Annotated in this window: 18 protein-coding genes, 1 tRNA gene and 1 riboswitch; of the genes, 9 read left to right on the forward strand and 10 right to left on the reverse strand. The window is 69.7% G+C overall.

Annotated features, from left to right (window positions below; genetic code table 11):
- Nucleotides 1–173 precede the first annotated feature (173 nt).
- A complete protein-coding gene (locus tag ACG00X_RS18550) occupies nt 174–731 on the forward strand; it encodes an FAD-dependent oxidoreductase (protein WP_394490220.1) in 558 nt (185 codons plus the stop codon).
- A 23-nt stretch (nt 732–754) separates the two neighbouring features.
- On the opposite strand, the gene ACG00X_RS18555 is transcribed toward ACG00X_RS18550, so the two are convergent.
- The 4 genes from ACG00X_RS18555 to mutM form a co-directional block, all read right to left on the reverse strand.
- Nucleotides 755–2,518: a methyl-accepting chemotaxis protein gene (locus ACG00X_RS18555; RefSeq protein WP_394490222.1), complete on the reverse strand. Its 1,764-nt coding sequence runs from the start codon at nt 2,516–2,518 to the stop codon at nt 755–757.
- Between the two features lie 77 nt (nt 2,519–2,595).
- Complete coding sequence (locus tag ACG00X_RS18560; RefSeq protein ID WP_394490224.1) at nt 2,596–2,901, reverse strand: hypothetical protein; 306 nt, start codon at nt 2,899–2,901, stop codon at nt 2,596–2,598.
- Nucleotides 2,902–3,918 (reverse strand): A/G-specific adenine glycosylase, encoded by a 1,017-nt coding sequence (gene mutY, locus ACG00X_RS18565; protein ID WP_394490226.1) that lies wholly within the window; start codon nt 3,916–3,918, stop codon nt 2,902–2,904.
- Nucleotides 3,903–4,721: a bifunctional DNA-formamidopyrimidine glycosylase/DNA-(apurinic or apyrimidinic site) lyase gene (gene mutM, locus ACG00X_RS18570; protein WP_394490228.1), complete on the reverse strand. Its 819-nt coding sequence runs from the start codon at nt 4,719–4,721 to the stop codon at nt 3,903–3,905. Before mutM ends, mutY begins: the two co-directional genes overlap by 16 nt.
- A gap of 43 nt (nt 4,722–4,764) precedes the next feature.
- Between mutM and ACG00X_RS18575 the strand changes: the two genes are divergently transcribed.
- The 6 genes from ACG00X_RS18575 to ACG00X_RS18600 all read left to right on the forward strand — a co-directional run bounded on the left by ACG00X_RS18575 (nt 4,765) and on the right by ACG00X_RS18600 (nt 9,744).
- Nucleotides 4,765–6,495: a tetratricopeptide repeat protein gene (locus tag ACG00X_RS18575; protein WP_394490230.1), complete on the forward strand. Its 1,731-nt coding sequence runs from the start codon at nt 4,765–4,767 to the stop codon at nt 6,493–6,495.
- A complete protein-coding gene (locus tag ACG00X_RS18580) occupies nt 6,492–7,022 on the forward strand; it encodes a lipoprotein insertase outer membrane protein LolB (protein ID WP_394490232.1) in 531 nt (176 codons plus the stop codon). The genes ACG00X_RS18575 and ACG00X_RS18580 overlap by 4 nt, the downstream gene beginning before the upstream one ends.
- Nucleotides 7,006–7,896, forward strand: coding sequence for a 4-(cytidine 5'-diphospho)-2-C-methyl-D-erythritol kinase (ispE, locus tag ACG00X_RS18585; RefSeq protein WP_394490234.1), 891 nt, complete (start codon nt 7,006–7,008; stop codon nt 7,894–7,896). Before ACG00X_RS18580 ends, ispE begins: the two co-directional genes overlap by 17 nt.
- A gap of 40 nt (nt 7,897–7,936) precedes the next feature.
- Nucleotides 7,937–8,013, forward strand: a tRNA-Gln gene (locus ACG00X_RS18590).
- Nucleotides 8,014–8,073: 60 nt separating this feature from the next.
- Nucleotides 8,074–9,036 (forward strand): ribose-phosphate pyrophosphokinase, encoded by a 963-nt coding sequence (locus ACG00X_RS18595; protein WP_394490236.1) that lies wholly within the window; start codon nt 8,074–8,076, stop codon nt 9,034–9,036.
- Nucleotides 9,037–9,120: 84 nt separating this feature from the next.
- Nucleotides 9,121–9,744, forward strand: coding sequence for a 50S ribosomal protein L25/general stress protein Ctc (locus tag ACG00X_RS18600; protein ID WP_394490238.1), 624 nt, complete (start codon nt 9,121–9,123; stop codon nt 9,742–9,744).
- 84 nt (nt 9,745–9,828) lie between these two features.
- On the opposite strand, the gene ACG00X_RS18605 is transcribed toward ACG00X_RS18600, so the two are convergent.
- From ACG00X_RS18605 to ACG00X_RS18630, 6 genes are all read right to left on the reverse strand, one after another.
- Nucleotides 9,829–10,533: a pentapeptide repeat-containing protein gene (locus ACG00X_RS18605; RefSeq protein WP_394490240.1), complete on the reverse strand. Its 705-nt coding sequence runs from the start codon at nt 10,531–10,533 to the stop codon at nt 9,829–9,831.
- A gap of 182 nt (nt 10,534–10,715) precedes the next feature.
- Complete coding sequence (locus ACG00X_RS18610) at nt 10,716–12,407, reverse strand: DUF5666 domain-containing protein (RefSeq protein WP_394490242.1); 1,692 nt, start codon at nt 12,405–12,407, stop codon at nt 10,716–10,718.
- 176 nt (nt 12,408–12,583) lie between these two features.
- A complete protein-coding gene (locus ACG00X_RS18615) occupies nt 12,584–13,987 on the reverse strand; it encodes an efflux transporter outer membrane subunit (RefSeq protein ID WP_394490244.1) in 1,404 nt (467 codons plus the stop codon).
- Nucleotides 13,988–13,992: 5 nt separating this feature from the next.
- On the reverse strand, nt 13,993–17,106 hold the full coding sequence (locus ACG00X_RS18620) for a multidrug efflux RND transporter permease subunit (protein WP_394490246.1): 3,114 nt from the start codon (nt 17,104–17,106) through the stop codon (nt 13,993–13,995).
- 76 nt (nt 17,107–17,182) lie between these two features.
- On the reverse strand, nt 17,183–20,299 hold the full coding sequence (locus ACG00X_RS18625) for an MdtB/MuxB family multidrug efflux RND transporter permease subunit (protein WP_394490248.1): 3,117 nt from the start codon (nt 20,297–20,299) through the stop codon (nt 17,183–17,185).
- A 10-nt stretch (nt 20,300–20,309) separates the two neighbouring features.
- A complete protein-coding gene (locus ACG00X_RS18630) occupies nt 20,310–21,620 on the reverse strand; it encodes an MdtA/MuxA family multidrug efflux RND transporter periplasmic adaptor subunit (protein ID WP_394490250.1) in 1,311 nt (436 codons plus the stop codon).
- 150 nt (nt 21,621–21,770) lie between these two features.
- Between ACG00X_RS18630 and pth the strand changes: the two genes are divergently transcribed.
- Nucleotides 21,771–22,403 (forward strand): aminoacyl-tRNA hydrolase, encoded by a 633-nt coding sequence (gene pth, locus ACG00X_RS18635; protein ID WP_394490252.1) that lies wholly within the window; start codon nt 21,771–21,773, stop codon nt 22,401–22,403.
- The gene (locus ACG00X_RS18640) at nt 22,400–22,828 is read left to right on the forward strand and encodes a hypothetical protein (RefSeq protein ID WP_394490254.1); all 429 of its coding nucleotides are present in this window, start codon (nt 22,400–22,402) and stop codon (nt 22,826–22,828) included. The genes pth and ACG00X_RS18640 overlap by 4 nt, the downstream gene beginning before the upstream one ends.
- A riboswitch (cobalamin riboswitch) is annotated at nt 22,824–23,058 on the forward strand. (Overlaps the previous gene by 5 nt.)
- Nucleotides 23,059–23,116: the final 58 nt, after the last annotated feature.

A 23,116-nucleotide genomic window follows, 5' to 3' on the forward strand; every position in this document is an offset into this window, starting at 1 on the left:
TTGTGCCTGCAAGGGGGCTGATCCGTCGTTGCAAATGCTCGCTGGACATCGAGTCCAGCTCCGCTTTGCGCCTCGGCTGAGCCCCCTTGCAGGCACAACGCGCTCCAGGCCCAAAGCCCGACAGCCTCCTAAGCCTGCCGTCCGGCCCCGTCGAATGGCACGACGGCTATGCCGTGACCGACGACGACTCGCAAGCGCCGCTGCCGGGGCCCGCCGGCGAGCCCGACTACCCCGACCTGGCCGAGCGCATCGCCGACCTGCGCCCACGCAGCAGGCCGCTGGCGGCCGCGGAGCACCCCTTCCGCCATGTGCAGGCACGCCGCTTCACGCAGCTCGTCTTCAACATCCCGGCCTACCAGCGCTTGCTGCTGGACGACTTCGCGCGCGACCGCGGCGAGCTGATCCTGCGCGACCTGCGCACGCCGCGCGACTTCGCCGCGCTGCCGGAGCGCGTCATCGTCAACTGCACCGGCATCGGCGCGCGCACCCTGCTGGGCGACGACAGCCTCACGCCCATCCGCGGGCAGACGGCCCGGCTGGTGCCGCAACCGGCGGTGGACTATGCGGTGATCTATCGCGGCAGGAACGTGCTGGCCCTGCCCCGCCGCGACGGCCTGCTCGTGGCCGCCATGGGCGAGCATGACTTCGGCAACGCCGACCTGCGGCCCGATCACGAGCATTCGGCTGCCGCCGTGCGGCGGCTCGCGGCGCTGTTCGACGGCAACGTGTAGCGCTGCCGGCCAACCGGCGTGTTCTAGAAAGTCTCCCAGTCACCCTCGGCGCCGCTGGGCGCGGGCGCTGCGGCCTTGGGTGCCGGTGCTGAGGCGGCTTCAGCCAGCGCCGGCCGTGGCGCGGCGGCTGGCCGGGGCGCCATGGGCCTGCTGGCCGGCTTGGGCGAAGCCGGCACCTTCACGGCCGGCGCATGGCGCACCACCGGGCGCGGCGCCGCGGCCGCCGGGGCCGGGGCTGCGGCGTCCACACGGAACGCTGACACCGCCTCCACGAGCCGCGAGGTCTGCGTGCGCATGCTTTCGGCGGCGGCGGCCGTCTGCTCCACCAGCGCGGCGTTCTGCTGCGTAGCCTGGTCCAGCTGGCTGACGGCAGCATTGATCTGGCCCACGCCCTCGCTCTGCTCGCGGCTGGACACGGTGATCTCCCCGACCAGGTCCGTCACGCGGCGCACCTCGTTGACCATCTGGCCGATGGTCTCGCGTGCCGACAGCACCTGCGTGCTGCCGCTCTCGACCTTGGTGACGCTGTCGCCGATGAGCAGCTTGATCTCCTTCGCGGCCTCCGCGCTGCGCTGGGCCAGCAACCGCACCTCGCCGGCCACGACGGCGAAGCCCCGGCCCTGCTCTCCGGCGCGGGCCGCCTCGACGGCAGCATTCAACGCGAGGATGTTGGTCTGGAACGCGATGCCATCGATGGTGCCGATGATGTCGGCGATCTTGCGGCTGGAGCCCGAGATCGCGTCCATCGTCGTCACCACCTCGCCCACCGCCGTGCCGCCGGCCTGGGCCACTTCGGACGCGCGATTGGCGAGTTGATCGGCCTGGCGGGCGTTGTCGGCGTTGGCCTTGATCTGCGCAGCCATCTGCTCCACCGAGGCCGCCGTCTGCTCGAGGCTGGACGCCTGGCTCTCCGTACGCGCGGACAGGTCGGCATTGCCCTGGGCGATCTCGGCGGCCGCCACGTTGAGCTGCTCGCAGCCGCTGCGCACGCCGGCCACCATGCGCCCGAGGTTCTGCGTCATCTGGTCCAGCGTCGTCAGCAGCTGGCCGAGTTCGTCGCGGCCGGCGCTGGTCAGGCGCTGGGTGAGGTCGCCGGCAGCCACCGCCTGGATCGCTTCGGAAGCCCGCCGCACGGGCACGGTGATGGAGCGCGTGATGACGACAGCCGCCACCGCGCCGATGGCAACGGCCACCAGCGACGCGAGCGCGAAGGTCCACAGCACACGGCGGTATGCCGCCGACGCCGCCTGCGTGGCCGCGTCGGCAAGCTTCTCGTTGTAGGCCCACCAGGCCGTCGTGCTCTCGCGCAGCGCGCGAAAGACCGTGCGGCCCGCCTCGGCGCTGAGCTTGCGCGCGGTGTCGATGTCGCCTTCGTCGGAGGCCGCCAGCACCTTGTCCTGCAGCGCAAAGTAGGCCTCCGCATCGTCGGACACCTTCTTCATCAAGCCCCGGTCCTGATCGTCAGAGACCAGAGCCTCGTAGTCCTTCAGCCGCTGGCGCAACTCCTGGCGCGCCTTGCCGGCCTCGGCCGCGAGCGCCTTCTTCTCGTTGTCGCCGATGGTCAGCATGTTCTGCTGTTCCAGCCGGCGGCCGCTGGCGCCCAGGCTCTCGACCTGATGAATGATGCGCAGCGACGGCAGCACGTTCTGCGGGTAGTACTCGGCATGCTCGTTAATGGCCGCCGCCAGCAAGGCGCCGACACCGGCCATGGCCAGCGTCAGGCCCAGCACCACCACGAAAGCCACGCCCAGCCGGGCGCCCACACGCAGGTTCTTCAGGAAGTCCACAGCTGTCCCCTCTCGTTATGTCGGGGGACTGTGCCTTTTTCGCTCTACACAGGCAATGCGGGCAGCGCCCGCCGTTGTCAGTTTTCTGACGGTGTATCGGACTCGCTGAGCAGCAGGGCCAGCAGCACCGCCGTGCCCAGCGGCATCAGCACGACGACCGCGATGAACCACGGCACGAACGCGCGGCCCGTGCGCCGCACCAGCTGCAGCATGAACACGCAGTGCATGGCGCCGGCCACCAGCAGGCCCAGGCCCATGACGGCGATCTTGGCCGCCGGCGGGTCCGGCTCGTTGGCGCCGCTGATGAGCTGCCACAGGCACAAGCCCGCCACCAGCAGCGTGATCACCGCGTACTCGACGCCACTCTTGATGTCGCTTCGCATTCAGCTTTCCTCGATCAGTTTTTTCAGCGGCGCCGGCAGCGCGTAGGCGGCGAGTTTCTCGCGGGCGACCCAGTCACCGTCGGGCGCCGCCCCCGGCGATTCGATGCGCAGCGTGTGCAGCACCCAGTCGAAATGCGTCAGCGCATGCTGGATGCGCGGCAACACCTGCGGCTCGGCACCGGCGGGCAGCGCGGCACGGGCGCCGGCCTCGTCGTCGAACATCGGCAGCGTCCACAGCCCCGCCCACACGCCGGTGGCCGGCCGCTGCTGGAGCAAGACCCGGCCCTGATGCTCCACCCACAACCACCAGTTCTCGCGGCGGCCGCGCTTGAGCTTCTTGGTCTTGACGGGAAAGCGCGTCGGGTCGCCCGCCTGCTGCGCGCGGCACAGCGGCTGCACGGGGCAAAGCAGGCAGTCCGGCGAGCGCGCGCTGCAGACGGTCGCACCCAGGTCCATCAGCCCCTGCGTGTAGCGGTCCACGTCGCGCTCGGGCAGCAACGCGGTCGCGTGATCCCAGAGCTTTTTCTCTGCCGCGCTGCTGGCGAGATCGCTCTCGTAGGCGAGCACCCGGGACAGCACGCGCTTGACGTTGCCGTCCAGGATGGCCACGCGCTCGCCGAAGCAGAAGGCCGCGATGGCGGCTGCCGTCGAGCGGCCGATGCCCGGCAGCGTCTGCAGCCCGGCGGCGCTGCGCGGGAACTCGCCCCCATGCAGCTCCGCAACGGCGCGAGCGCAGGCGTGCAGGTTGCGCGCCCGGCTGTAGTAGCCCAGGCCCGCCCACTGGGCCAGCACCTCGTCCAGCGACGCGGCGGCCAGGTCCGTGACGCGGGGCCAGCGCGCCAGGAAGCGCTCGTAATAGCCCAGCACCGTCGTGACCTGCGTCTGCTGCAGCATGACCTCCGACAACCACACACGATAGGGATCGCGCGTGTTCTGCCACGGCAGCGTGTTGCGGCCGTGGCGGCGCTGCCAGGCGACCACCGTCTTGCCGAAATCGGCGATCAACGCTTCTGGCATGACGGGCAGAAGAATGTGGAGCGCTGGCCCTGCACGATGCGGCGGATGGCCGTGCCGCAACGCCGGCAGGGCTCGCCCTCGCGCCCATACACCTGAGCCTGCATCTGGAAGCTGCCGGCCACGCCGTGCGCATCGCGAAAGTCGCGCAGCGTCGTGCCGCCGGCTTCCAGCGCCTGGCCGATCACCTGGCGCACCGCCGCCGCGAGCCGGTCTGCCCGCGGGCGGCTGAGCTTGCCGGCGGGCAGCCGCGGGTCGATGCCCGCCATGAACAGCGACTCGCAGGCGTAGATGTTGCCGGCGCCGACGACGATGTCGCCCGCCAGCAGCGCCTGCTTGATGGCCACGCGCCGGCCGCTGAGCGCCGCGTGCAGATGGGCGCCGTCGAAGCGCTCGTCGAACGGCTCCAGCCCCAGCCCACCCAGCAGCGTCGCCACGGGGTCGGCGTCCAGCGCCTCCGCCCAGACGACGGCGCCGAAGCGCCGCGGGTCGGTCAGCCGCAGCAAGCCACGATCGGTGTGCAGGTCGAAATGGTCATGCGCGCCGGGCGCGGGCGTGGCGTCCAGGAAGGCCAGCGACCCCGACATGCCCAGGTGCATCAGCAGCCCACCGCTGTTCTCCAGCGGAAGCCACAAATATTTACCCCTTCTTTGCACGCTGCCGACCTGGCTGCCGAGCAGAACTTCGGGGTCCACCCCTAACGGCCAACGCAGCGGTTTGCCCAGGCGCAGGCCGGTCACCCGTGCCCCCTGGATGGCGGCCGCAAAGCTGCGGCGTGTGACTTCGACTTCTGGCAACTCGGGCATGGGACGGAAATCATAATCAGCGCCTGCTTCCGGAGTCTCTCGAATGCCGTTGTCCCCTGTCCGTCGCGTCGCCTGGGCCGCCGCCCTGCTGCTGGGCCTGCAAGCCCAGGCCCAGGAAGCCCCCGCCACGCCGATCGCGAATTCGGCGATGGACGCGCCGCTTTTCTACCAACTGCTGATCGGCGAGCTCGAACTCAACAGCGGCCAGCCCGGTGTCGCCTTCCAGGTGCTGCTGGACGCCGCACGCCGCACCGGCGACGAGGAGTTGTTCAAGCGCGTCGTCAACATCGCGCTGCAGGCCCGCGCCGGTGACCAGGCGCTGATGGCCGCGCGTGCCTGGGCCGATGCGGCGCCGAAGTCGGCCGACCCGCAGCAGACCATCGTGCAGTTGCTCGCGTTGCTGAACAAGCCCGCCGAGGTGCCACCGGCGCTGACGGCACTGCTGCGCCTGTCGCCAGCGCCCGAACGCCCCAACCTCATTGCCGCGCTGCCGCGCCTGTTCCAGCGCGCCCCCGACCCCAAGGCCGTGCTCGCCGCGCTCAAGCCGGTGCTGCAGGCCCAGACCGGCCCGCTCAAGCCCGCGGCGCTCTACAGCGAAGCGCGGCTGACCCTTGCCGCCGGCGACAGCGCCCGCGCGCTGACGCTCACACGCGAACTCGACCAGGCCATGCCGGACGGCGACGACGCGATGCAACTCGCGCTGGACCTGCTGCCAACCGAGCCCGACGCCGAAGCCCTCATCACCGCGCGGCTGCAGCAAAAGCCCGACCAGCCCGCGCTGCGCCAGGCCTACGGCCGCTCGCTCATCAAGGCCCAGCGCACCGCCGACGCTCAGCGTGAATTCCAGCAGCTGACACAGACCACGCCCGACAACCCCGCGGCCTGGCTGGCGCTGGGTGCCATCGAGCTGGAGCTCAAGCACCTGCCCGCCGCCGAGGCTGCGCTGCGTGAAAGCCTCAAGCGGCTGGACACGCCCGCCGCTGGCACCGATGCCGAGATCGCCGCGCGCGCCGACGGCCGCCAGAGCGCCTGGCTGCTGCTGTCGCAGGTGGCTGAGCAAGGCGGCGACCTGAAGGCCGCCGAAGCCGCGCTGCAGAAGGTGGAGGGCGACGGGCTGGATCTGCGCTTTCGCCGCGCCACGCTGCTGGCCCGCCAGGGCAAGCTGGCGGAGGGCCGCAAGCTGCTGAAGCCCGCCGCCGACGCCAGCGCGGCGGACGCACGCGCCGCGCTGCTCGCCGAGTCTCAGCTGCTGCGCGACAACCGCGACTTCGCCGGCTCCGCCAGCGTGCTGAAGGGCGCGCTCGAACGCTTCCCCGACGACACCGACCTGCTCTACGAACAGGCCATGATGAGCGAGAAGCTCAGCCGCTTCGACGAGATGGAGGCGCAGCTGCGCAAGGTCGTCGAGCTCAAGCCCAACCACCACCACGCCTACAACGCGCTGGGCTACTCGTTCGCCGATCGGAACGTCCGGCTGCCCGAGGCCAAGGAGCTCATCGAGCGCGCGCTCAAGCTCGCGCCCGGCGAGCCCTTCATCGTCGACAGCCTGGGCTGGGTGGAGTTCCGCCTCGGCCGCCTGCCGGAAGCCACCAAGTTGCTGCGTCAGGCCTACAGCGCCCGTCCCGACGCAGAAATCGCCGCGCACCTGGGCGAAGTGCTGTGGGCCAGCGGCGCACAGGACGAAGCCCGCCGCGTGCTGGCCGAGGCGGCGCAACGCGACCCGACCAACGAAGCCCTGCGCGACACGCTGGCCCGCCTGAAGGTGAAGCCTTGAGGTTGCTGGTCACCGCGAGCCTGCTGCTGGCCCTGGCAGGTTGCGCGCAACTGCAGAAGGCCCCCGCCGTCGCCAGCGACGAAGCCCACCTGAGCGGCCGCATCAGCGTCAGCATCGCGGGCGACATGCACAACCGCGGCACCGGCGGCGCGGCCAGCTTCGAGCTGTACGGCAGCCCCGCGGCAGGCCGGCTGGAGCTGACCTCACCGCTGGGCTCGCTGGTGGCGCGCGCCAGCTGGAGCCCCAGCGTCGTCGCGCTGCAGACACCCGACGGCGAACGGCGCTTCGACGACCTCGACGCGCTGACCCGCGAGATGCTGGGTGAGCCCGTGCCCGTGTCGGCACTGTTCGACTGGCTCAAGGCCCGGCCCTGGCCTGCCGCGCCACATCAGGCGACGGACAAGGGCTTCGAGCAGCTGGGCTGGCGCATCGAGCCGCGCCTGCCCGTGCTCGTCGCCAAGCGGCTTGCCGCCCCCGTCGTGACCCTGCGTGCCAAGCTGGAAGGGAGCGATGAAGGCACTCCATGACCTGGCCGCACCGGCCAAACTGAACCTCTTCCTGCACATCGTCGGCAAGCGGCCGGACGGCTACCACCTGCTGGAGTCGGTGTTCGTGCTCATCGACTGGGCAGACACGCTGCACATCGAGGTGCGCACCGACGGCCGCCTGATACGCCACGACGTGCTCGGTGGCGACCTGCCCGCCGACGACCTCTGCCTGCGCGCCGCGCGTCTGCTGCAGACCGAGACCGGCTGCACGCTCGGCGCCGACATCCACCTCGAGAAACGCCTGCCGGCCGGCGCCGGCATGGGGGGCGGCTCGTCAGACGCCGCCACCACGCTGCTCGCGCTGAACCGGCTCTGGGGCTGCGGCCTGCCGATGAGCCGCCTGCTGGCGCTTGGCCTCAAGCTCGGCGCCGACGTGCCGTTCTTCCTGGGCGGCCGCCCCGCTTTTGTCGAGGGCATCGGCGAGATCCTGCACCCCGTCACGCTGCCACCGCAGCGCTTCGCGGTGCTCAAGGGACCCGGCGGATTGGCCACCAAAGAAATTTTTTCGAGCGAACTGTTGGCAAGGTCCGAAAAGCTGGCTATAGTAGCTGGCTTTCCTGCTTCAGAAATAGCTGCAGAACGAATCGCGAAAGGCATGGGTCGCAACGACCTTCAGCCCGCCGCAGAAGCGATCAGCAGTGATGTGCGAATGGCGCTGGATCTGATGTCGAAGCAATTCGGCAACGCCCGGATGACGGGTTCAGGTGCTGCGGTGTTCTCACTGCTCGAAAATGGAAATGAAGGCAAGGACGACCAGTCCCTGGCGACATTGCTTCAGGCTCTGCCTGAAGGGTGGACAGGTCGAATCTGCCGCAGCTTGGCTCAACACCCGCTCGCGGGCTGGGCTGACTGAAGAAGTTTCAAGGGTTCGGCCGCTCGGCCGGGTCCTGTGTAGGGGAGTCGCCAAGTTGGTTAAGGCATCGGATTTTGATTCCGACATGCGAGGGTTCGAGTCCTTCCTCCCCTGCCAGATTTCTGTATTTCGCTGAACCGGCTCTGCTTCAGCGGGCCACTGACTCAGAGGCTCCCAGTGCTGCTCAATACGGTTCTCTTCACCGGCAACGCGAACCCGGTTCTCTCCCAAGAAATTGCGACCCATCTCGGCCTCGAGCTGGGCAAGGCCGTGGTCGGCCGTTTCTCGGATGGCGAGGTCACCGTCGAGATCCAGCAGAACGTCCGCGCCCGTGACGTCTTCGTCGTGCAGCCCACTTGCGCGCCGACGAACGAGAACCTGATGGAACTGCTCATCATGGTGGATGCACTCAAGCGCGCCAGCGCACGCCGCATCACCGCCGTGATTCCCTATTTCGGCTACGCCCGCCAGGACCGCCGTCCGCGCTCCACCCGCGTGCCCATCTCGGCCAAGGTCGTGGCCAACCTGCTGGAGACCGTGGGCGTCGAGCGCGTGCTGACCATGGACCTGCACGCCGACCAGATCCAGGGCTTCTTCGACATTCCCGTCGACAACATCTACGCGTCGCCGGTGCTGCTGTCGGACCTGAAGAGCCGCAACTACCAGGATCTGGTGGTCGTCTCCCCCGACGTGGGCGGCGTGGTGCGCGCCCGCGCGCTGGCCAAGCAGCTGGGTTGCGACCTGGCCATCATCGACAAGCGCCGCCCGGCCGCCAACGTCTCCGAAGTGATGCACGTCATCGGCGACATCGAAGGCCGCAACTGCGTGATCATGGACGACATGATCGACACCGCCGGCACGCTGGTGAAGGCCGCCGAGGTGCTGAAGGCGCGCGGCGCCAAGAGCGTCTACGCCTACTGCACCCACCCCATCCTGTCGGGCCCGGCCATCGAGCGCATCTCCGGCTCGCAGCTGGACGAGGTCGTCATCACCAACACCATTCCGCTGACCGATGCCGCCAAGGCATGCAAGAACATCCGCCAGCTGTCGGTGGCCTTCCTGTTTGCCGAGACCATCCGCCGCATTTCCGATGGCGAGTCGGTCACGTCCCTCTTCTCCGAGCAGAACAACAACTTCTGATCGGAATTCGCTGCGGCCCCGTCAGGGGCCGTTTTTACTCACGGCGCCTGGTCGCGGGCGCCGTTTCTCTTTTGGAGATAAACCATGAAGTTCGTCGCTTTTGAGCGCAAGCTGCAGGGGACCGGAGCGAGCCGCCGCCTGCGAGTCGCCGGCAAGGTGCCCGGCATTGTTTATGGCGCTGGTGAGCCCGCACTGATCGAACTCGATCACAACGCGCTGTACCACGCCCTGAAGAAGGAAGCCTTCCACAGCTCCCTGCTGGACATGGAGCTGAACGGCACCGTGACGCAGGTCCTGCTGCGTGACTTCCAGATGCACCCCTACAAGCCGCAAGTCAACCACATCGACTTCCAGCGCGTGGACGGCACGACCAAGATCACGAAGAAGGTGCCCCTGCACTTCGTCGGCGAAGAGAACTCCGTGGCCGTCAAGACCGACAAGAACACGGTCAACCACGTCATCACCGAGCTGGAAATCACCTGCCTGGCCCAGCAACTGCCCGAGTTCATCGAGGTGGACCTGTCCGGCCTGACCGCTGGTCACTCGCTGCACGTCAACGACATCAAGATCCCTGCGGGCATCAAGGTCGTCACGCACGGCAAGCCGAACCCTGTCGTCGCGACGCCGGTGGCTCCCGTGGCTGAAGAAATCATCGTCGCCGCCGCTCCGGCCGCCGACGACAAGAAGGGCAAGAAGGGCAAGAAGTAATTCCTGCCTGGCTTCCCGCCAAGACGAAGGGCTCCCGCGAGGGAGCCCTTTTTCGTTGTCTGCCCGGGTTGATGCACGTCGTCATCAGACGACGTTCACCCCCAGTGCGGCAACGAGGCCGGCGGCCTGGTCGACGGAGATGGTGGCGCCCTTGAAGTGCTGCAGAAGGTCGCCCACCTGCAGCGCGCCCAGGCGCGCGCGGCGCAGGTCGGCGCCGGCGAACTTCGCGTGCTTCAGGCTGGCGTTCGAGAGGTCGCACTCGTCGAGAACCGCGTCCGTGAAGTCGCAGCCCGACAGGTCGGCCGACGAGAAGTTCAACCCCTGCAGCTTCTGCTTGCGAAACGACAGGCCGCGCAGGTCCGCGCTGACCAGCAAGGACGCGTGCAGGCTCATGCCCAGTGTTCGCGCCTCGGTGAAGCGCGCGCCGGTCAGCTTGACTTCATTGAACACCACGCCCGCGAGCTTGGCGCGGCACCAGCTGGTGTTGTTCAGATCGCCATGGTCGAAGTGAGCATCGGCGAGGTCGGCGTAGTCGAAGCTCGCGCCCGCACAGCGGCAGCGCTGCCAGCGCGTACCGCCCAGCAGGGCGCGGTCGAGCTGCGTGGCGATGAAGCTGCAGCCGACGAACTCTGCGCCTCGCAGCCCCAGGCGGCTGAGGTCCTCGCCGTCGAACACGCAGCGCTCGAAGCGCAGGCGCGGCGCGGCTTGGGCGAGCAAGGCTTCCAGCGCGTGACGGTCAAGGGATTGATCGGACGTGATCTGCACGTCATCTGAAGCAAGAGGAGGCATGGCCGCACTGGAAACGAGGGAGCGCGACTCTAGTGCCCCGCGTTGCGCCGGCACGCAATGCCCTTGGCGATTCCGAAGGTCTTGCCGGCCCGCATTTGACGGACAGGGCCCTGCTGTGGGCACAGCGCCGGATGCAAAAAGGGCTCCCGAAGGAGCCCTCAGACCGCTGGAAAGTTACGGCCTCAGAAGTTGGCGTGGTCACGCGTGCGCGGTGCGCCGAGATCGGTGACGTAGTTGCCGAACGACGGCCCGGTGGCGCCGGTGGGCACGGCGACGACGAGCACGCCGTTGGTCCACGTGCCACGGGCGACGACCAGGTCGCCGGCCGCCACCGTCGTGGCCTGGCCGCGCATGCGCCAGCCGCGCGGGCTGGCGAAGGTCGCCGGGTCGGCCGACACGCTCAGGCCGTGGACGGCGAAGGTCGTGGGCATCGTCGCGCTGCTGCCGTTCACCGGCGCCGGCGTCGCGTCCACCACGCCCTGCACCGATGCCGCCGTGGAGGCCGGCGCGATCTGCAGTGCCACCGCCGTCAGCTTGCCGGCGTTGTCGGCCGTCGCGTTGACGACCAGGTGCTTGCTCGTGGACGCCTCCAGCACCGTCTGGAAGGTGCTGATGTTGAAGGCCTGGCTGCCCGAGCGCGGGGCCTTGCGGGTGGAGCGGTCGGCCAGGCGCGTGTTGGCGTCGATGTTGATACTCTGGCCCAGCACGGTGACGACGAAGGTGTCGGCCGTGGCGCCAGCCGCGATGGCGGTGAAGTCGCCCTCGATCGACACGGTGCGGCTGACGGCGGCATGCAGCAGCTTGACGGCACTGGCGGTCACGCTGGTGCCGTTGCTGGCCACGGTGCCGGTCACGCGGATGTCGTCGCCGACGACGGGCAGGCTGGCCGACGCCAGGGCCGCACCGTCGATGTTGACGCCGCGCAGCACGAAGCCGGTGCCGCTGGCGCTGGACACCCGACCCTGCAGCTCGATGGTCTCACCGGCGGTCTGCACGGGCAGCTTGCTGCGCAGGGCGGCCGTACCGGCGGCGAAGCTGGTGGCCGGCAGTGCCGGTGCCGTCGCGCCGAACACCGAGACGACCTGGCCCGCGCTGAATGCCGAGGCGCAGGCGGCCGTGCCGCTGTCGCCGCTGCAGGTGGCCTTGCTCAGGTCCACGGTCAGCCCGCCGATGACGAGGCTGCTGGCGCTGACGGACACCACCGAGCCCTCCACCTTGAACGCGGCAGCGCCGCGGCCGGTCGAGGCCGGCACATCGCCGACAGACACCAGCGACGCGACGATGTTGGCCGCGCCGGTGCCGGACGAGAACAGGAAGCCATGCACGGTGACATAGCTGCCGGCGCTGGTGGCGCTCGACGTGGCCGTCAGGTCCGACAAGCCGGCCACGGCCGTGCAGGTGGGCGTGGCGGCTGTCAGGCAGGCGCGCCGGTCGGAGAAGTTGGTGGCCGAGGTGAGCTGCACCGTCTGGCCCATCACGGTCATCGTGCTGGCCGTCGTGTCGGTCGCATCGACATGGCCGCGCGCCAGCGGGTGCAGGCGGATCTCGTCGGCCAGTGGCGCGGACGCGTCCATGGCGGTGGCGGACATGGGCTTCACGTCCACGCTCATGCCGACTTCCAGCATCGATTCGTCGGTGACGACGGCGCCGGTGTCGTTGTCCAGCACCTTGGCATTCTTCGTCGAGAACTCGCGCCCGTTGACGAAGACACTGCCGAAGGCCGTGATCTCGCCGGACGACGCCGACAGCTTGCCCACGCCGGTGCTGGCGGTGGGGGTGGTCGTGGTGGTGGCGGCCGTTCCCGACCCACCACCGCACGATGCAAGCCAGACGCTGGCCAACGATGCGGCCAGCACAGAACCAATTCGTCTCATCTCTTCTGCTCCTCGCAATGGCAGGGCCCCACGGCCCTCGCCTGCGGACCGCAGCTTGAGCTGGTCATGTACCGCGCAGGTATCCGACTTGTGTCCAGCCGCAAGCCCTGCGTGCAGATACATCCACCGGAAGAGACAGCCTCCCGCGCCGAACGGGGTTCCAGCGCAAGGCGCAATTAGGGACTGTTACCTTCCAGGGGCAGGCGCCCCCCTAGGTTTTTAAGCAACACCCCGGCCGCCACGAGCTGGCGGTTGCGTGCGCTGAGCAGGCTGGACTCGGCCGACAGCAGCGCGGTCTGGGCCGTGCCGACGTTCAGGTAGCTGACGGTGCCGGCGCGGTACTGGGCCAGCACGATGTCGAGGTTGCGCTGGGCGGCCTCCAGCGCGTCGCGCTGCAAGGCCAGCGACGCACCGGACTCGGCGAACTCGACGAGGTTGTCCTCGACCTCCTGGAAGGCCGTCAGCACGGCCTGGCGGTAGTTGGCAGTCGCCACATCGGCCGACGCGCGCGCCTGCGCCGACGCCAGCCGGCGCTGCCCGCCGTCGAACAGCGGCTGCGCGACGGCCGCGCCCAGGCTCCACACCAGGTTGGGCGCGGACACGAGCTTGGACCACGACTCGCCCCGGTAGCCGGCGCTGGCCGACAGATCCACGCTGGGGAAAAAGGCCGCATCGGCAATGCCGATCTGCGCATAGGCCGCCACCTGGCGGGCGCGCGCGGCGGCGATGTCAGGCCGCTGGGCCAGCAGGGTCGACGGCAGCAGCGCCGGCACCGGCGGCAGCTCGGGCAGCGCGATACCGGCCGCGAGCTGGAACTGCCCCGGCAGCTTGCCCAGCTGCACCGCGATGGCATGTTCCAGCTGTGCCCGGGTGGCCCGCGAGTCGGCGAGCTGGGACTGCACGCTGCGCAGCTGCGTGCGCGCCTGCAACACATCGCTCTGCGCGACCACGCCGCTGGCGAAACGCGCCTGCGTCAGGTCCAGCACCTTCTGGTTGGTCGCCTCGGTGCGCACGAGCAGCGCCTGCTGGGCCTCGGCCGTGCGCAGCGCGAGATAGTTCTGCGTCAGCGTGGCCTGGGCCGACAGGCGCAGCGCGGCGAGGTCGGCCTGGCTGGCCTGGTAGCTGGCACCGGCCGCCTTGACGCCCTCGGCCAGCCGGCCCCACAGGTCGACTTCCCAGGCGGCGTTGGCGGTCAGCGAGTTGCTGTTCGAGACGCTGCGCTGGCCATTGCTATTCTCGGCCGTGGCGGACCGCGTCGTGCCGGCGCCCAGCGACAGCGTCGGGAAGATGGCCGAACGGCTGGCCTGTAGCACTGCGCGCGCCGACTGCGCCTGGGCCAGCGACGCGGCGAGGTTCTGGTTGCCGACGATGAGGTCGGCCTGCAGACCGTCCAGCACGGGGTCGTGGAACAGCGTCCACCAGGCTTCGGGCACGGCGGCGTCGGGCGCCACGCGTTGCCACTGCGTCGAGCCCTGGAAGGCGGCCGGCGGTGGGCTGTCGGCGGGCGGGCGCTGCGAGGTCACGGCACAGCCGGCCAGCAGCAGGGCCAGCATTAACGGCGTGAGGGCGGTCTTGGGCATGAGCATCAGGTCGTGGCCGGAACGGCGGAGGCGTGGAGCTGCCCGGCGGTGCGCTTCTTGCGGCTGAGCCGGTCCATGCAGCAGAACACGACGGGCGTGGTGTAGAGGGTCAGCAGCTGGCTCAGCAGCAGGCCGCCGACGATGGAAATGCCCAGCGGCACGCGCAGCTCGGCACCTTCACCGTGGCCCAGCGCCAGCGGCACGGCGCCGAAGACCGCCGCCACCGTCGTCATCAGGATGGACCGCAGCCGCAGCAGTGCGGCGCGGTAGATGGCCGCGCCGGGCGACAGGCGCCGGCCGCGCGCGGCGGCCCCGTCCTGGGCCGAGATGGCGAAGTCCAGCATCATGATGGCGTTCTTCTTGACGATGCCGATCAGCAGGATCACGCCGATCAGCGCAATGATCGTGAACTCGGTCTTGAACAGCATCAGCGCCAACAGCGCGCCCACACCGGCGGACGGCAGCGTCGACAGGATGGTGATCGGGTGGATCAGGCTCTCGTAGAGCATGCCCAGCACGAGGTAGATCGTCACGATGGCCGCGAGGATGAGCAGCGGCTGGGACTTGAGCGACGCCTGGAAGGCCTGCGCCGTGCCCTGGAAGCTGCCGCGCACCGACACCGGCGCGCCGCTGCGGGCGACGGCGTCGTTGATCGCGGCCACTGCGTCGGACATCGCCACGCCCTCCGCCAGGTTGAAGCTGATCGTGCTGGCCGGCGTGCCGCTCTGGTGGTTGACTGCCAGCGGCGTGCTGGTGGTGGCCACGCGCGCGATGCTGGACAGCGGCACCTGCTGGCCGCCGCTGTTCGTCAGCATCAGCCGGTCCAGCGTCTGCGGGCTCTGCAGCCACTCGGGCGCCAGCTCCATGACGACGCGGTACTGGTTCAGCGGGTTGTAGATCACGCCCACCTGGCGCTGGCCGAAGGCGTCGTTGAGCGTGCTGTCCAGCCCGTTCATCGTCAGGCCCAGCCGCGCCAGCGCGTCGCGGTCGACGATGAGCGAGGTCTGCGAGCCCTTGTCCTGCTGGTCGGTGTTGACGTCGGTGATCTCGGGCACCTCGGTCAGCGCGCGGCGGATCTTCGGCTCCCAGGTGCGCAGGTCTTCCAGGTCGTCGGCCTGCAGCGTGTACTGATACGACGCGTTGGACTGCCGGCCACCGATGCGGATGTCCTGCACCGGCGCGAGGAACATGTTGGCGCCCGGCACGCGCGCCAGCTTGCCGCGCAGCCGGTTGATGACGGCGTCCACGCTTTCCTTGCGCTCGTCCTGCGGCTTCAGGCTGATGAACATGTTGGCGCTGTTGCGCTGACCACCGCCGGTGAAGCCGGTCACGTGGGCCACGGCGGGGTCGGCGCGGACGATGTCGTGGAAGACCCGCAACTTGCCTTGCATGGACTGGAAGCTGCTGGCCTGATCGGCCTGCACGCCGCCCATCATCAGGCCGGTGTCCTGCTGCGGGAAGAAGCCCTTCTGGATGGTCATGTAGAGGTGGACGTTCAACGCCACGACGCCCGCCAGCGCCAGCAGCGCCAGCGGCTGGTGGCGCAGCGTCCAGCGCAGCGTGCGCCGGTAGCCGCGCATCAGCGCGCGCTGCACGCCGGCCAGCCGCCCACCGAGGCCGGCGGCCCCGCGCTCGGCCTCGCGCGGCTTGAGCAGCGTGGCGGCCATCATCGGCGTGGTCGTCAGCGACACCACCATGGACACCAGGATGGCCACCGACAGCACCACGGCGAACTCGCGGAACAGCCGGCCGACGATGCCGCCCATCGCCAGGATGGGAATGAAGACGGCGATCAGGCTCAGCGAGATGGAGACGACCGTGAAGCCGATCTCCCGCGCGCCCTTGAGCGCCGCCTGCAGCGGCGTCTCGCCGCGTTCGATGTGGCGGGAGATGTTCTCCAGCACGACGATGGCGTCGTCCACGACGAAGCCGGTGGCCACGGTCATGGCCATCAACGACAGGTTGTCGACGCTGTAGCCCAGCAGGTACATGACGCCGGCCGTGCCCGCCAGCGACACCGGCACCGCCACCGCCGGCAGCAGCGCGGCACGCAGGCGGCGCAGGAAGACGAACACCACGACGATGACCAGGCCGAACGAGATCGCCAGCGTGCGCTGCACCTCGGTGATGCTGCCGCGGATGGTGGACGTGCGGTCCATGACGACGTTGACGTCGATGGCCGGCGAGATCGATGCGCGCAGTTGCGGCAGCAGCGCGCGCACCGTGTCGACCGTCTTGATGATGTTGGCGCCCGGCGCCTTGCTCAGGATCAGCATGACGGCGGACTTGCCGTCGGCCAGGCCGTCGTTGCGCAGGTCCTGCACGCTGTCTTCCAGCGTCGCCACGTCACGCAGATGCACGGCGGCGCCGCTCTTGTAGCTCAGCACCAGCGGCGCGTAATCGCGGGCCAGGCGGGCCTGGTCGTTGGCGGCGATCTGCCAGTGGCGCTCGTCGGTCTCCAGCAAGCCCTTGGGCCGGTTGGCGTTGGTCGCGACGACGGCCGCCCTCACCTGCTCCAGCGAGATGCCCTGCGAGGCCAGCTTGTTCGGGTCCAGCTCGATGCGCACGGCCGGCAGCGCGCCGCCGCCCACCGTCACCTGGCCGACGCCGTCCACCTGCGCCAGCCGCTGCGCCAGCACCGTGCTGGCGGCGTCGTACATCTGGCCGCGCGTCAGCGTGTCGGACGTCAGCGACACGATCATGATGGGCGCATCGGCCGGGTTGACCTTGCGATAGGTCGGGTTGCTAGGCATGCCGCTGGGCAGCAGCGAGCGCGACGCATTGATGCCGGCCTGCACGTCGCGAGCCGCGCTGTCGATGTCGCGCCCCATGTCGAACTGCAGCGTGATGCGCGTGCTGCCCAGCGACGACGACGACGTGATCTCGGTCACGCCGGCAATGCTGCCCAGCGTGCGCTCCAGCGGCGTGGCCACCGTGGCGGCCATGGTGTCGGGGCTGGCGCCGGGCAGCGATGCACTGACCGAGATGGTCGGGAATTCCACCTGTGGCAGCGGCGCGATGGGCAGCAGCAGGTAGGCAATCGCCCCGGCCAGCGCGATGCCGCAGGTGATCAGCGCCGTGCCGATGGGCCGCTCGATGAAGATGCGCGACAGGTTCATGCAGCCTCCTGCCGGGCCGCCCCAAAGGAGGCTGAGCCCCCTCGGGGGGCAGCGAGCAACGCGAGCGTGGGGGCCGTCATGCCGGCGCCCCTTCAGGCTTGCCGCGGCGCAGCCGCGCGGCCAGCGCCGCAAAACCCAGGTAGATGACCGGCGTCGTGAACAGCGTGAGCAGCTGGCTGACGATGAGCCCGCCCACCATCACCACGCCCAGCGGATGGCGCAGCTCGCTGCCCACACCGGTGCCCAGCATCAGCGGCAGCGCGCCCAGCAGCGCGGCCATCGTCGTCATCAGGATGGGCCGAAAGCGCAGCAGGCAAGCTTCGTGGATGGCCTCGCGCGGCGACTTGCCGTGGTCACGCTCGGCCTCCAAGGCGAAGTCGATCATCATGATCGCGTTCTTCTTGACGATGCCGATCAGCAGCACGATGCCGATGATGGCGATGATGTCGAGGTCGAGCCGGAAGGCCAGCAGCGCCAGCAGCGCGCCCAGCCCGGCCGACGGCAGCGTCGACAGGATGGTCAGCGGGTGGATGGTGCTCTCGTAGAGCACGCCCAGCACGATGTACATCGTCACGATGGCCGCGAGGATGAGCAGCAGCGTGCTCGTCAACGAAGCCTGGAAGGCCAGCGCGGCGCCCTCGAAGCGCGTCTCCACACTCAGCGGCAGTTGCAGCGCATCGACCTCCGTGCGGATGGCCTTGACCGCGTCGCCGAGCGAAGCGCCCGGTGCGAGGTTGAACGACACGGTGGACGACGGGAACTGCGCCACGTGGTTGACGGCCAACGGCGCCAGCCGCTCGCTGAAGCGCGCCACCGAACTCAGCGGCACCTGCACGCCGCCGGTGCCCGGCACATACAGCCGCCGCAGCGCATCCAGGCCCTCGCGGTCGCGCGGCGCCACCTCCAGCACGACGCGGTACTGGTTGCTCTGCGTGAAGATGGTGGAGATCAGCCGCTGCCCGTAGGCGCTGTAGAGCGCGCTGTCGATGGTCGACACGCTGACGCCCAGCCGCCCGGCCGCGTCGCGGTCGATGTCGACATAGGCCTGCAGCCCCTGGTCCTGCTGGTCGCTGGCGACGTCGGCGATCTGCTTGAGCTCACGCAGGCGCTGCAGAACCGCCGTCGTCGCGCGAGCGAGTTCAGCCGAGTCCGGCGAGCTGAGCGTGAACTGGTATTGCGTCTTGGCGATGCGGTCCTCGATGGTCAGGTCCTGCACCGGCTGCAGGAACAGCGAGATGCCTGCTTCGCCGGCGGCCTCGTCGGCGATGCGGCGCGCCACCTCGGTGGCGCTGGCGCCGCGCGTCTCCTTGGGCTTGAGCGTGATCTGCAGCCGGCCCTGGTTCAGCGTCGTATTGCCGCCGTCCACGCCGATGAAGGACGACACGCTGTCCACCGCCGGGTCCTGCAGCACGCGTTCGGCGATGCGCTGCTGGTGCTGGGCCATGGCCGCGAAGGATGTGGACTGCGCGGCCTCGGTGATGCCCTGGATCTGCCCCGTGTCCTGCACCGGGAAGAAGCCCTTGGGCACGAGCAGGTAGAGCACGCCGGTCAAGCCGAGCGTCGCGGTGAAGACGACCAGCGTCGCGGCCTGACGGTCCAGCACCCAGGTCAGCATGCGGTCATAGCCGGCGACGATGTCGTCGAAGGCCTTGCCCACCAGGCGCCACAGGCGGCCGTGGTCTTCGTCATGCTCGTGCTTCAGCAGCCGCGCGCACATCATGGGCGTCAACGTCAGCGACACGAAGGCCGAGATCAGGATGGACACGGCCAGCGTGATCGCGAACTCGTGGAACAGCCGGCCGACGACATCGCCCATGAACAGCAGCGGGATCAGCACGGCGATCAGCGAGACCGTCAACGAGATGATGGTGAACCCGATCTGCTTGGAGCCGGTCAGCGCCGCGGCGTAGGCCGACACGCTCTCGCCGCCCTCCTCCATGTGCCGCGCGATGTTCTCGATCATGACGATGGCGTCGTCGACGACGAAGCCCGTGGAGATGACCAACGCCATCAGCGTCAGGTTGTTGATCGAGAACCCCGCCATGTACATGACGCCGAAGGTGCCGACCAGTGACACCGGCACCGCGACGGCCGGGATGATGGTGGCCGGCAGGCTGCGCAGGAACACGAAGATGACGCCGATGACCAACACGATGGCAAACAGCAGTTCGTGCTGCACGTCGGTGACCGAGGCCCGGATCGTGTTCGTGCGGTCGGACAGCAGCTGCACGTCGAGCGACGCCGGCAGGCTGGCCTGCAGCTGCGGCAGCACGGCGCGCACGCGGTCCACCGTCTCGATGACGTTGGCGCCCGGCTGGCGCTGCACGTTCAGGATCACGGCCGACACCGACGGCTTGCCCGCCTGCCCGGCCCAGGCCGCCAGGCGCAGGTTCTCGGCGTCGTCCACCAGCACCGCCACATCCTTCAGGCGCACGGCGTTGCCGTTCTTGTAGGCGATGACGAGGTTGGCGTATTCGCTGGCGCTCTTCAGCTGGTCGTTGGCGTCCAGCGTGGAGGCCCGCAGCGGCCCGTCGAAACTGCCCTTGGACTGGTTGACGTTGGCCGCCGAGATGGCCGTGCGCACGTCGTCGATGGACAGGCCCAGCGTGGCCAGCGCGCCGGGGTCGGCCTGGATGCGCACGGCCGGGCGGCGCCCGCCCGCGATGGCGACGAGGCCCACGCCCGGCACCTGCGAGATCTTCTGCGCAAGGCGGTTCTCGACGAGGTCGTGCACGCGCGTGATCGGCAGCGTGGACGAGCTGACCGCGATGGTCAGCACCGGCGCGTCGGCCGGGTTGACCTTGCTGTAGACCGGCGGCATGGGCAGGTCGCTGGGCAGCAGGTTGCTGCCGGCGTTGATGGCGGCCTGCACCTCCTGCTCGGCCACGTCCAGCTGCACGGCGAGGTCGAAGCGCAGCGTGATGACCGACGCCCCGCCCGAGCTGCTGGACGACATCTGCGCCAGGCCCGGCATCTGGCCGAACTGCCGCTCCAGCGGCGCGGTGACGGAGGACGTCATCACGTCCGGGCTGGCGCCGGGGTAGAGCGTCGTGACCTGGATGGTCGGGTAGTCCACCTCGGGCAGCGCCGACACGGGCAGCAGCCGGTAGGCCAGCGCGCCGGCCAGCACGATGGCCAGCATCAGCAGCGACGTGGCCACCGGCCGCGCGATGAAGAGGCGTGACGGGTTCATCGCCCCGGCCTCACTGCGCGGTGCCGGAGGCCGGCGCCGACGCGGCTTGCGGGCGGTTGCGGCCGCGCTCGCGCCCGCCGGCCGCCGAGGCGCCGGCGGCCGGCGCCTGGATGACCTCGGCCTTGCCGCCGTCGCGCAGGCGGTCGGCGCCATCGGTGACGACCTGGTCCCCCGGCTTCAGCTCACCCTGCACCGCCGTCGCCTCGCCGTCGGTCGCGAGAACCTGCACCTTGCGCAGCGCCACCGTGCCATCGGCCACGACATAGACATAGGTGCCCGGCGCGCCGCGCTGCACGGCTGCGGTCGGCACGACCAGCACGCCCTTGAGCGTGTCCAGCTGCAGCCGCACGTTGACAAATTGGTTGGGGAACAGGCTGCCGTCCTTGTTGTCGAACAGCGCCTTGACCTTGATGGTGCCGGTGGTCGCGTCGATGGCGTTGTCGGTGCTGGCCACGTGGCCTTCGCCGAGCTTCACGCGGCGCTCGCGGTCCCAGGCCTGCACCGGCAGCGGCTGCTTGTCACCGAGCTGCTGGCGGATGCGCGCCAGCCGCGCGTCCGGCACGGCGAAGACCACCGCCGCCGGCTGCGTCTGGGCGATGCTGAGGAGGCCGTTGGTGTCGCTGGGCGTCACGTTGTTGCCGAGGTCGGCCTGCTTCAGGCCGGCCTGCCCCGAAATCGGCGCGGTCACGCGCGTGTACGACAGCTGCAGCTTGGCGTTGTCCAGCGTGGCCTGGTCGGACAGCACGGTGGCCTCCAGCTGCCGCACCAGGGCCAGTTGCGTATCGAGCTGCTGGCGTGGCGCGGCCTCCTGCGCGACGAGGTCTTTATAGCGGGCCAGGTCGGCGCGGGCGTTCTCGAGCTGCGCCTTGTCGCGCGCCAGCGCCGCCTGCGCCTGATCGCGCGCGATCTCGTAGCTGCGCGGGTCGATGAGCGCGAGCAGCTGGCCGGCCTTCACCGGCTCGCCTTCCTTGAAGTAGATCGCCTTCAGCTCGCCGCTGACCTTGGCGCGCACGACGGCGGTGTTCGCCGACGCGATGCTCCCGATGGCCTCCACGGCCACCGGCAGGTCACGGCGCTGCACTGCGGCCACCGACACCGGTTGCGTGCCGCTGCGGCCGAAGCGGCCCGCACCGCCGGCACCGGCCGCACGCCCGGCCCCGGCGGCGGCCGATGCAGCACCGGCCGGGCCGCCCGCCACGCCGGCGTCCCGGCTCTTCCACCACCACGCGGCCAGTGCGACGGCCGCAACACCCATGACGATCAGCACCCCCGTCCGGACCTTGCCGGCCGACCTGCTGCGTTGGCATTCGTTGTTCTGCATTCGGGTCTACTCCTGAAGCGCGCAGTGTCCGGGGCGAATGTAGCTGGCGCGTTGCTGGGCCCAAGACCGGCCCGCGAATGGGTGATGCGCTAGGCACCGGGCCCGGCCACGGATCACGCGACACCGCCGGACTGGCCCTACGATGCCCGCATGATCAAGCTCATGGTGGGCCTGGGCAATCCAGGTGCCGAATACGAAGACACGCGGCATAACGCAGGGTTCTGGTGGATCGACGGACTGGCGCGCGGCCTCAAGGCCAGCCTCGCACCGGACAAGGCCTATCACGGCCTGGTGGCACGCGTGAACAACGCGCCCGGGGCCAGCGGCCCGATCTGGCTGCTGCAGCCCATGACCTACATGAACCTGTCCGGCAAGTCGGTCGCGGCGCTCGCGCGCTTCTTCAAGATCGCGCCGGAGGAGATCCTGGCCATCCACGACGAGCTGGACCTGCCGCCCGGCGAGATGAAGTTCAAGAAGGGCGGCGGCAACGGCGGCCACAACGGCCTCAAGGACATGCAGGCCCAGCTGGGCAGCGGCGACTTCTGGCGGCTGCGGCTGGGCATCGGCCACCCGGGCCACAAGGCCGAGGTGGCCGGCTATGTGCTGCGCAAGCCGCCGCTGGCCGAACGCCAGGCAGTGGAGGACTGCATCGAGAAGAGCTACGGCGCCGTCGAGCTGATGCTGCGCGGCGAGATGGACAAGGCGCTGGCCAAGATTCACGCGAAACCGCCCCGGCCCAAGCCCCCCATGCCCGCCCCGCCGACGGACACTGCGGCCTCATGAAACCGCTGCTCGCCGCCCTCGCGCTCACCCTCGCCGTCATGGCGCAGGCCCAGGCCCAGACCCAGGTGCGGCAAGCCCATGTCTACCGCTGCGGCCCCGAGGGCCGCGACCTGCGCGACTCGCCCTGCCAGGGCGCCGCCGCCGCCAGTGCCGTGGCCTACGACGAGCCGAGCGCGGCCGACAGCAAGGCCGCGCGCGAACGCCACCTCGCCGACGCGAAGCAGGCCGCGGCGCTGGCCGCCGCCCGCCGCGCCAGCGAGGCCGAGGCGCGCCGCCAGCGCGCCCAGCACATCGGGCTGCAAAGCCAGGCCGCCCCCGCCCAGGCGGCCAGCGCGCCGCCGGTCACACAGATCAAGCCGCCGAAGACGGCCAAGCCCGTCAAACCCAGCAAGCCCGCGCCCGGGGCCAGCAAGCCCACTCGATAGAATGCGCCTTGTTGGTGCTCGCGCCCGCTTTCACGGCGGCTGCAGTTCAACGGGAATCAGGAGGGCAAGCGGCCACGCCGTGAACCTAACCTGAGCTGTCCCCGCAACGGTAAGTGGACGAGGCCGCCGCGCCTCTCCGTTCGACTCGCAAAGCCACTGGTGCACCGCACCGGGAAGGCGTCGAACGGTGCGCCACCAGCCCGGATACCGGCCAACGAGGGGGCTTCTGCGGAAGCCGTTTTTCATCCTTGCTGCGGGGGTCAGCACGGCTGATTGGTCGTTTGCGCT

Origin of the sequence: Pelomonas nitida, from assembly GCF_043555975.1 — a bacterium.
Classification (GTDB): Bacteria; Pseudomonadota; Gammaproteobacteria; order Burkholderiales; family Burkholderiaceae_C; genus Pelomonas; species Pelomonas nitida.

What these genes read in the sequence shown, in the direction of transcription:
- ACG00X_RS18560 (WP_394490224.1), bottom strand. Translation starts at nt 2,901, where the DNA reads ATGCGAAGCGACATCAAGAGTGGCGTCGAGTACGCGGTGATCACGCTG.
- mutY (WP_394490226.1), bottom strand. Translation starts at nt 3,918, where the DNA reads ATGCCAGAAGCGTTGATCGCCGATTTCGGCAAGACGGTGGTCGCCTGG.
- mutM (WP_394490228.1), bottom strand. Translation starts at nt 4,721, where the DNA reads ATGCCCGAGTTGCCAGAAGTCGAAGTCACACGCCGCAGCTTTGCGGCC.
- ACG00X_RS18575 (WP_394490230.1), top strand. Translation starts at nt 4,765, where the DNA reads ATGCCGTTGTCCCCTGTCCGTCGCGTCGCCTGGGCCGCCGCCCTGCTG.
- ispE (WP_394490234.1), top strand. Translation starts at nt 7,006, where the DNA reads ATGAAGGCACTCCATGACCTGGCCGCACCGGCCAAACTGAACCTCTTC.
- ACG00X_RS18600 (WP_394490238.1), top strand. Translation starts at nt 9,121, where the DNA reads ATGAAGTTCGTCGCTTTTGAGCGCAAGCTGCAGGGGACCGGAGCGAGC.
- ACG00X_RS18605 (WP_394490240.1), bottom strand. Translation starts at nt 10,533, where the DNA reads ATGCCTCCTCTTGCTTCAGATGACGTGCAGATCACGTCCGATCAATCC.
- ACG00X_RS18610 (WP_394490242.1), bottom strand. Translation starts at nt 12,407, where the DNA reads ATGAGACGAATTGGTTCTGTGCTGGCCGCATCGTTGGCCAGCGTCTGG.
- ACG00X_RS18615 (WP_394490244.1), bottom strand. Translation starts at nt 13,987, where the DNA reads ATGCCCAAGACCGCCCTCACGCCGTTAATGCTGGCCCTGCTGCTGGCC.
- ACG00X_RS18620 (WP_394490246.1), bottom strand. Translation starts at nt 17,106, where the DNA reads ATGAACCTGTCGCGCATCTTCATCGAGCGGCCCATCGGCACGGCGCTG.
- ACG00X_RS18625 (WP_394490248.1), bottom strand. Translation starts at nt 20,299, where the DNA reads ATGAACCCGTCACGCCTCTTCATCGCGCGGCCGGTGGCCACGTCGCTG.
- ACG00X_RS18630 (WP_394490250.1), bottom strand. Translation starts at nt 21,620, where the DNA reads ATGCAGAACAACGAATGCCAACGCAGCAGGTCGGCCGGCAAGGTCCGG.
- pth (WP_394490252.1), top strand. Translation starts at nt 21,771, where the DNA reads ATGATCAAGCTCATGGTGGGCCTGGGCAATCCAGGTGCCGAATACGAA.
- ACG00X_RS18640 (WP_394490254.1), top strand. Translation starts at nt 22,400, where the DNA reads ATGAAACCGCTGCTCGCCGCCCTCGCGCTCACCCTCGCCGTCATGGCG.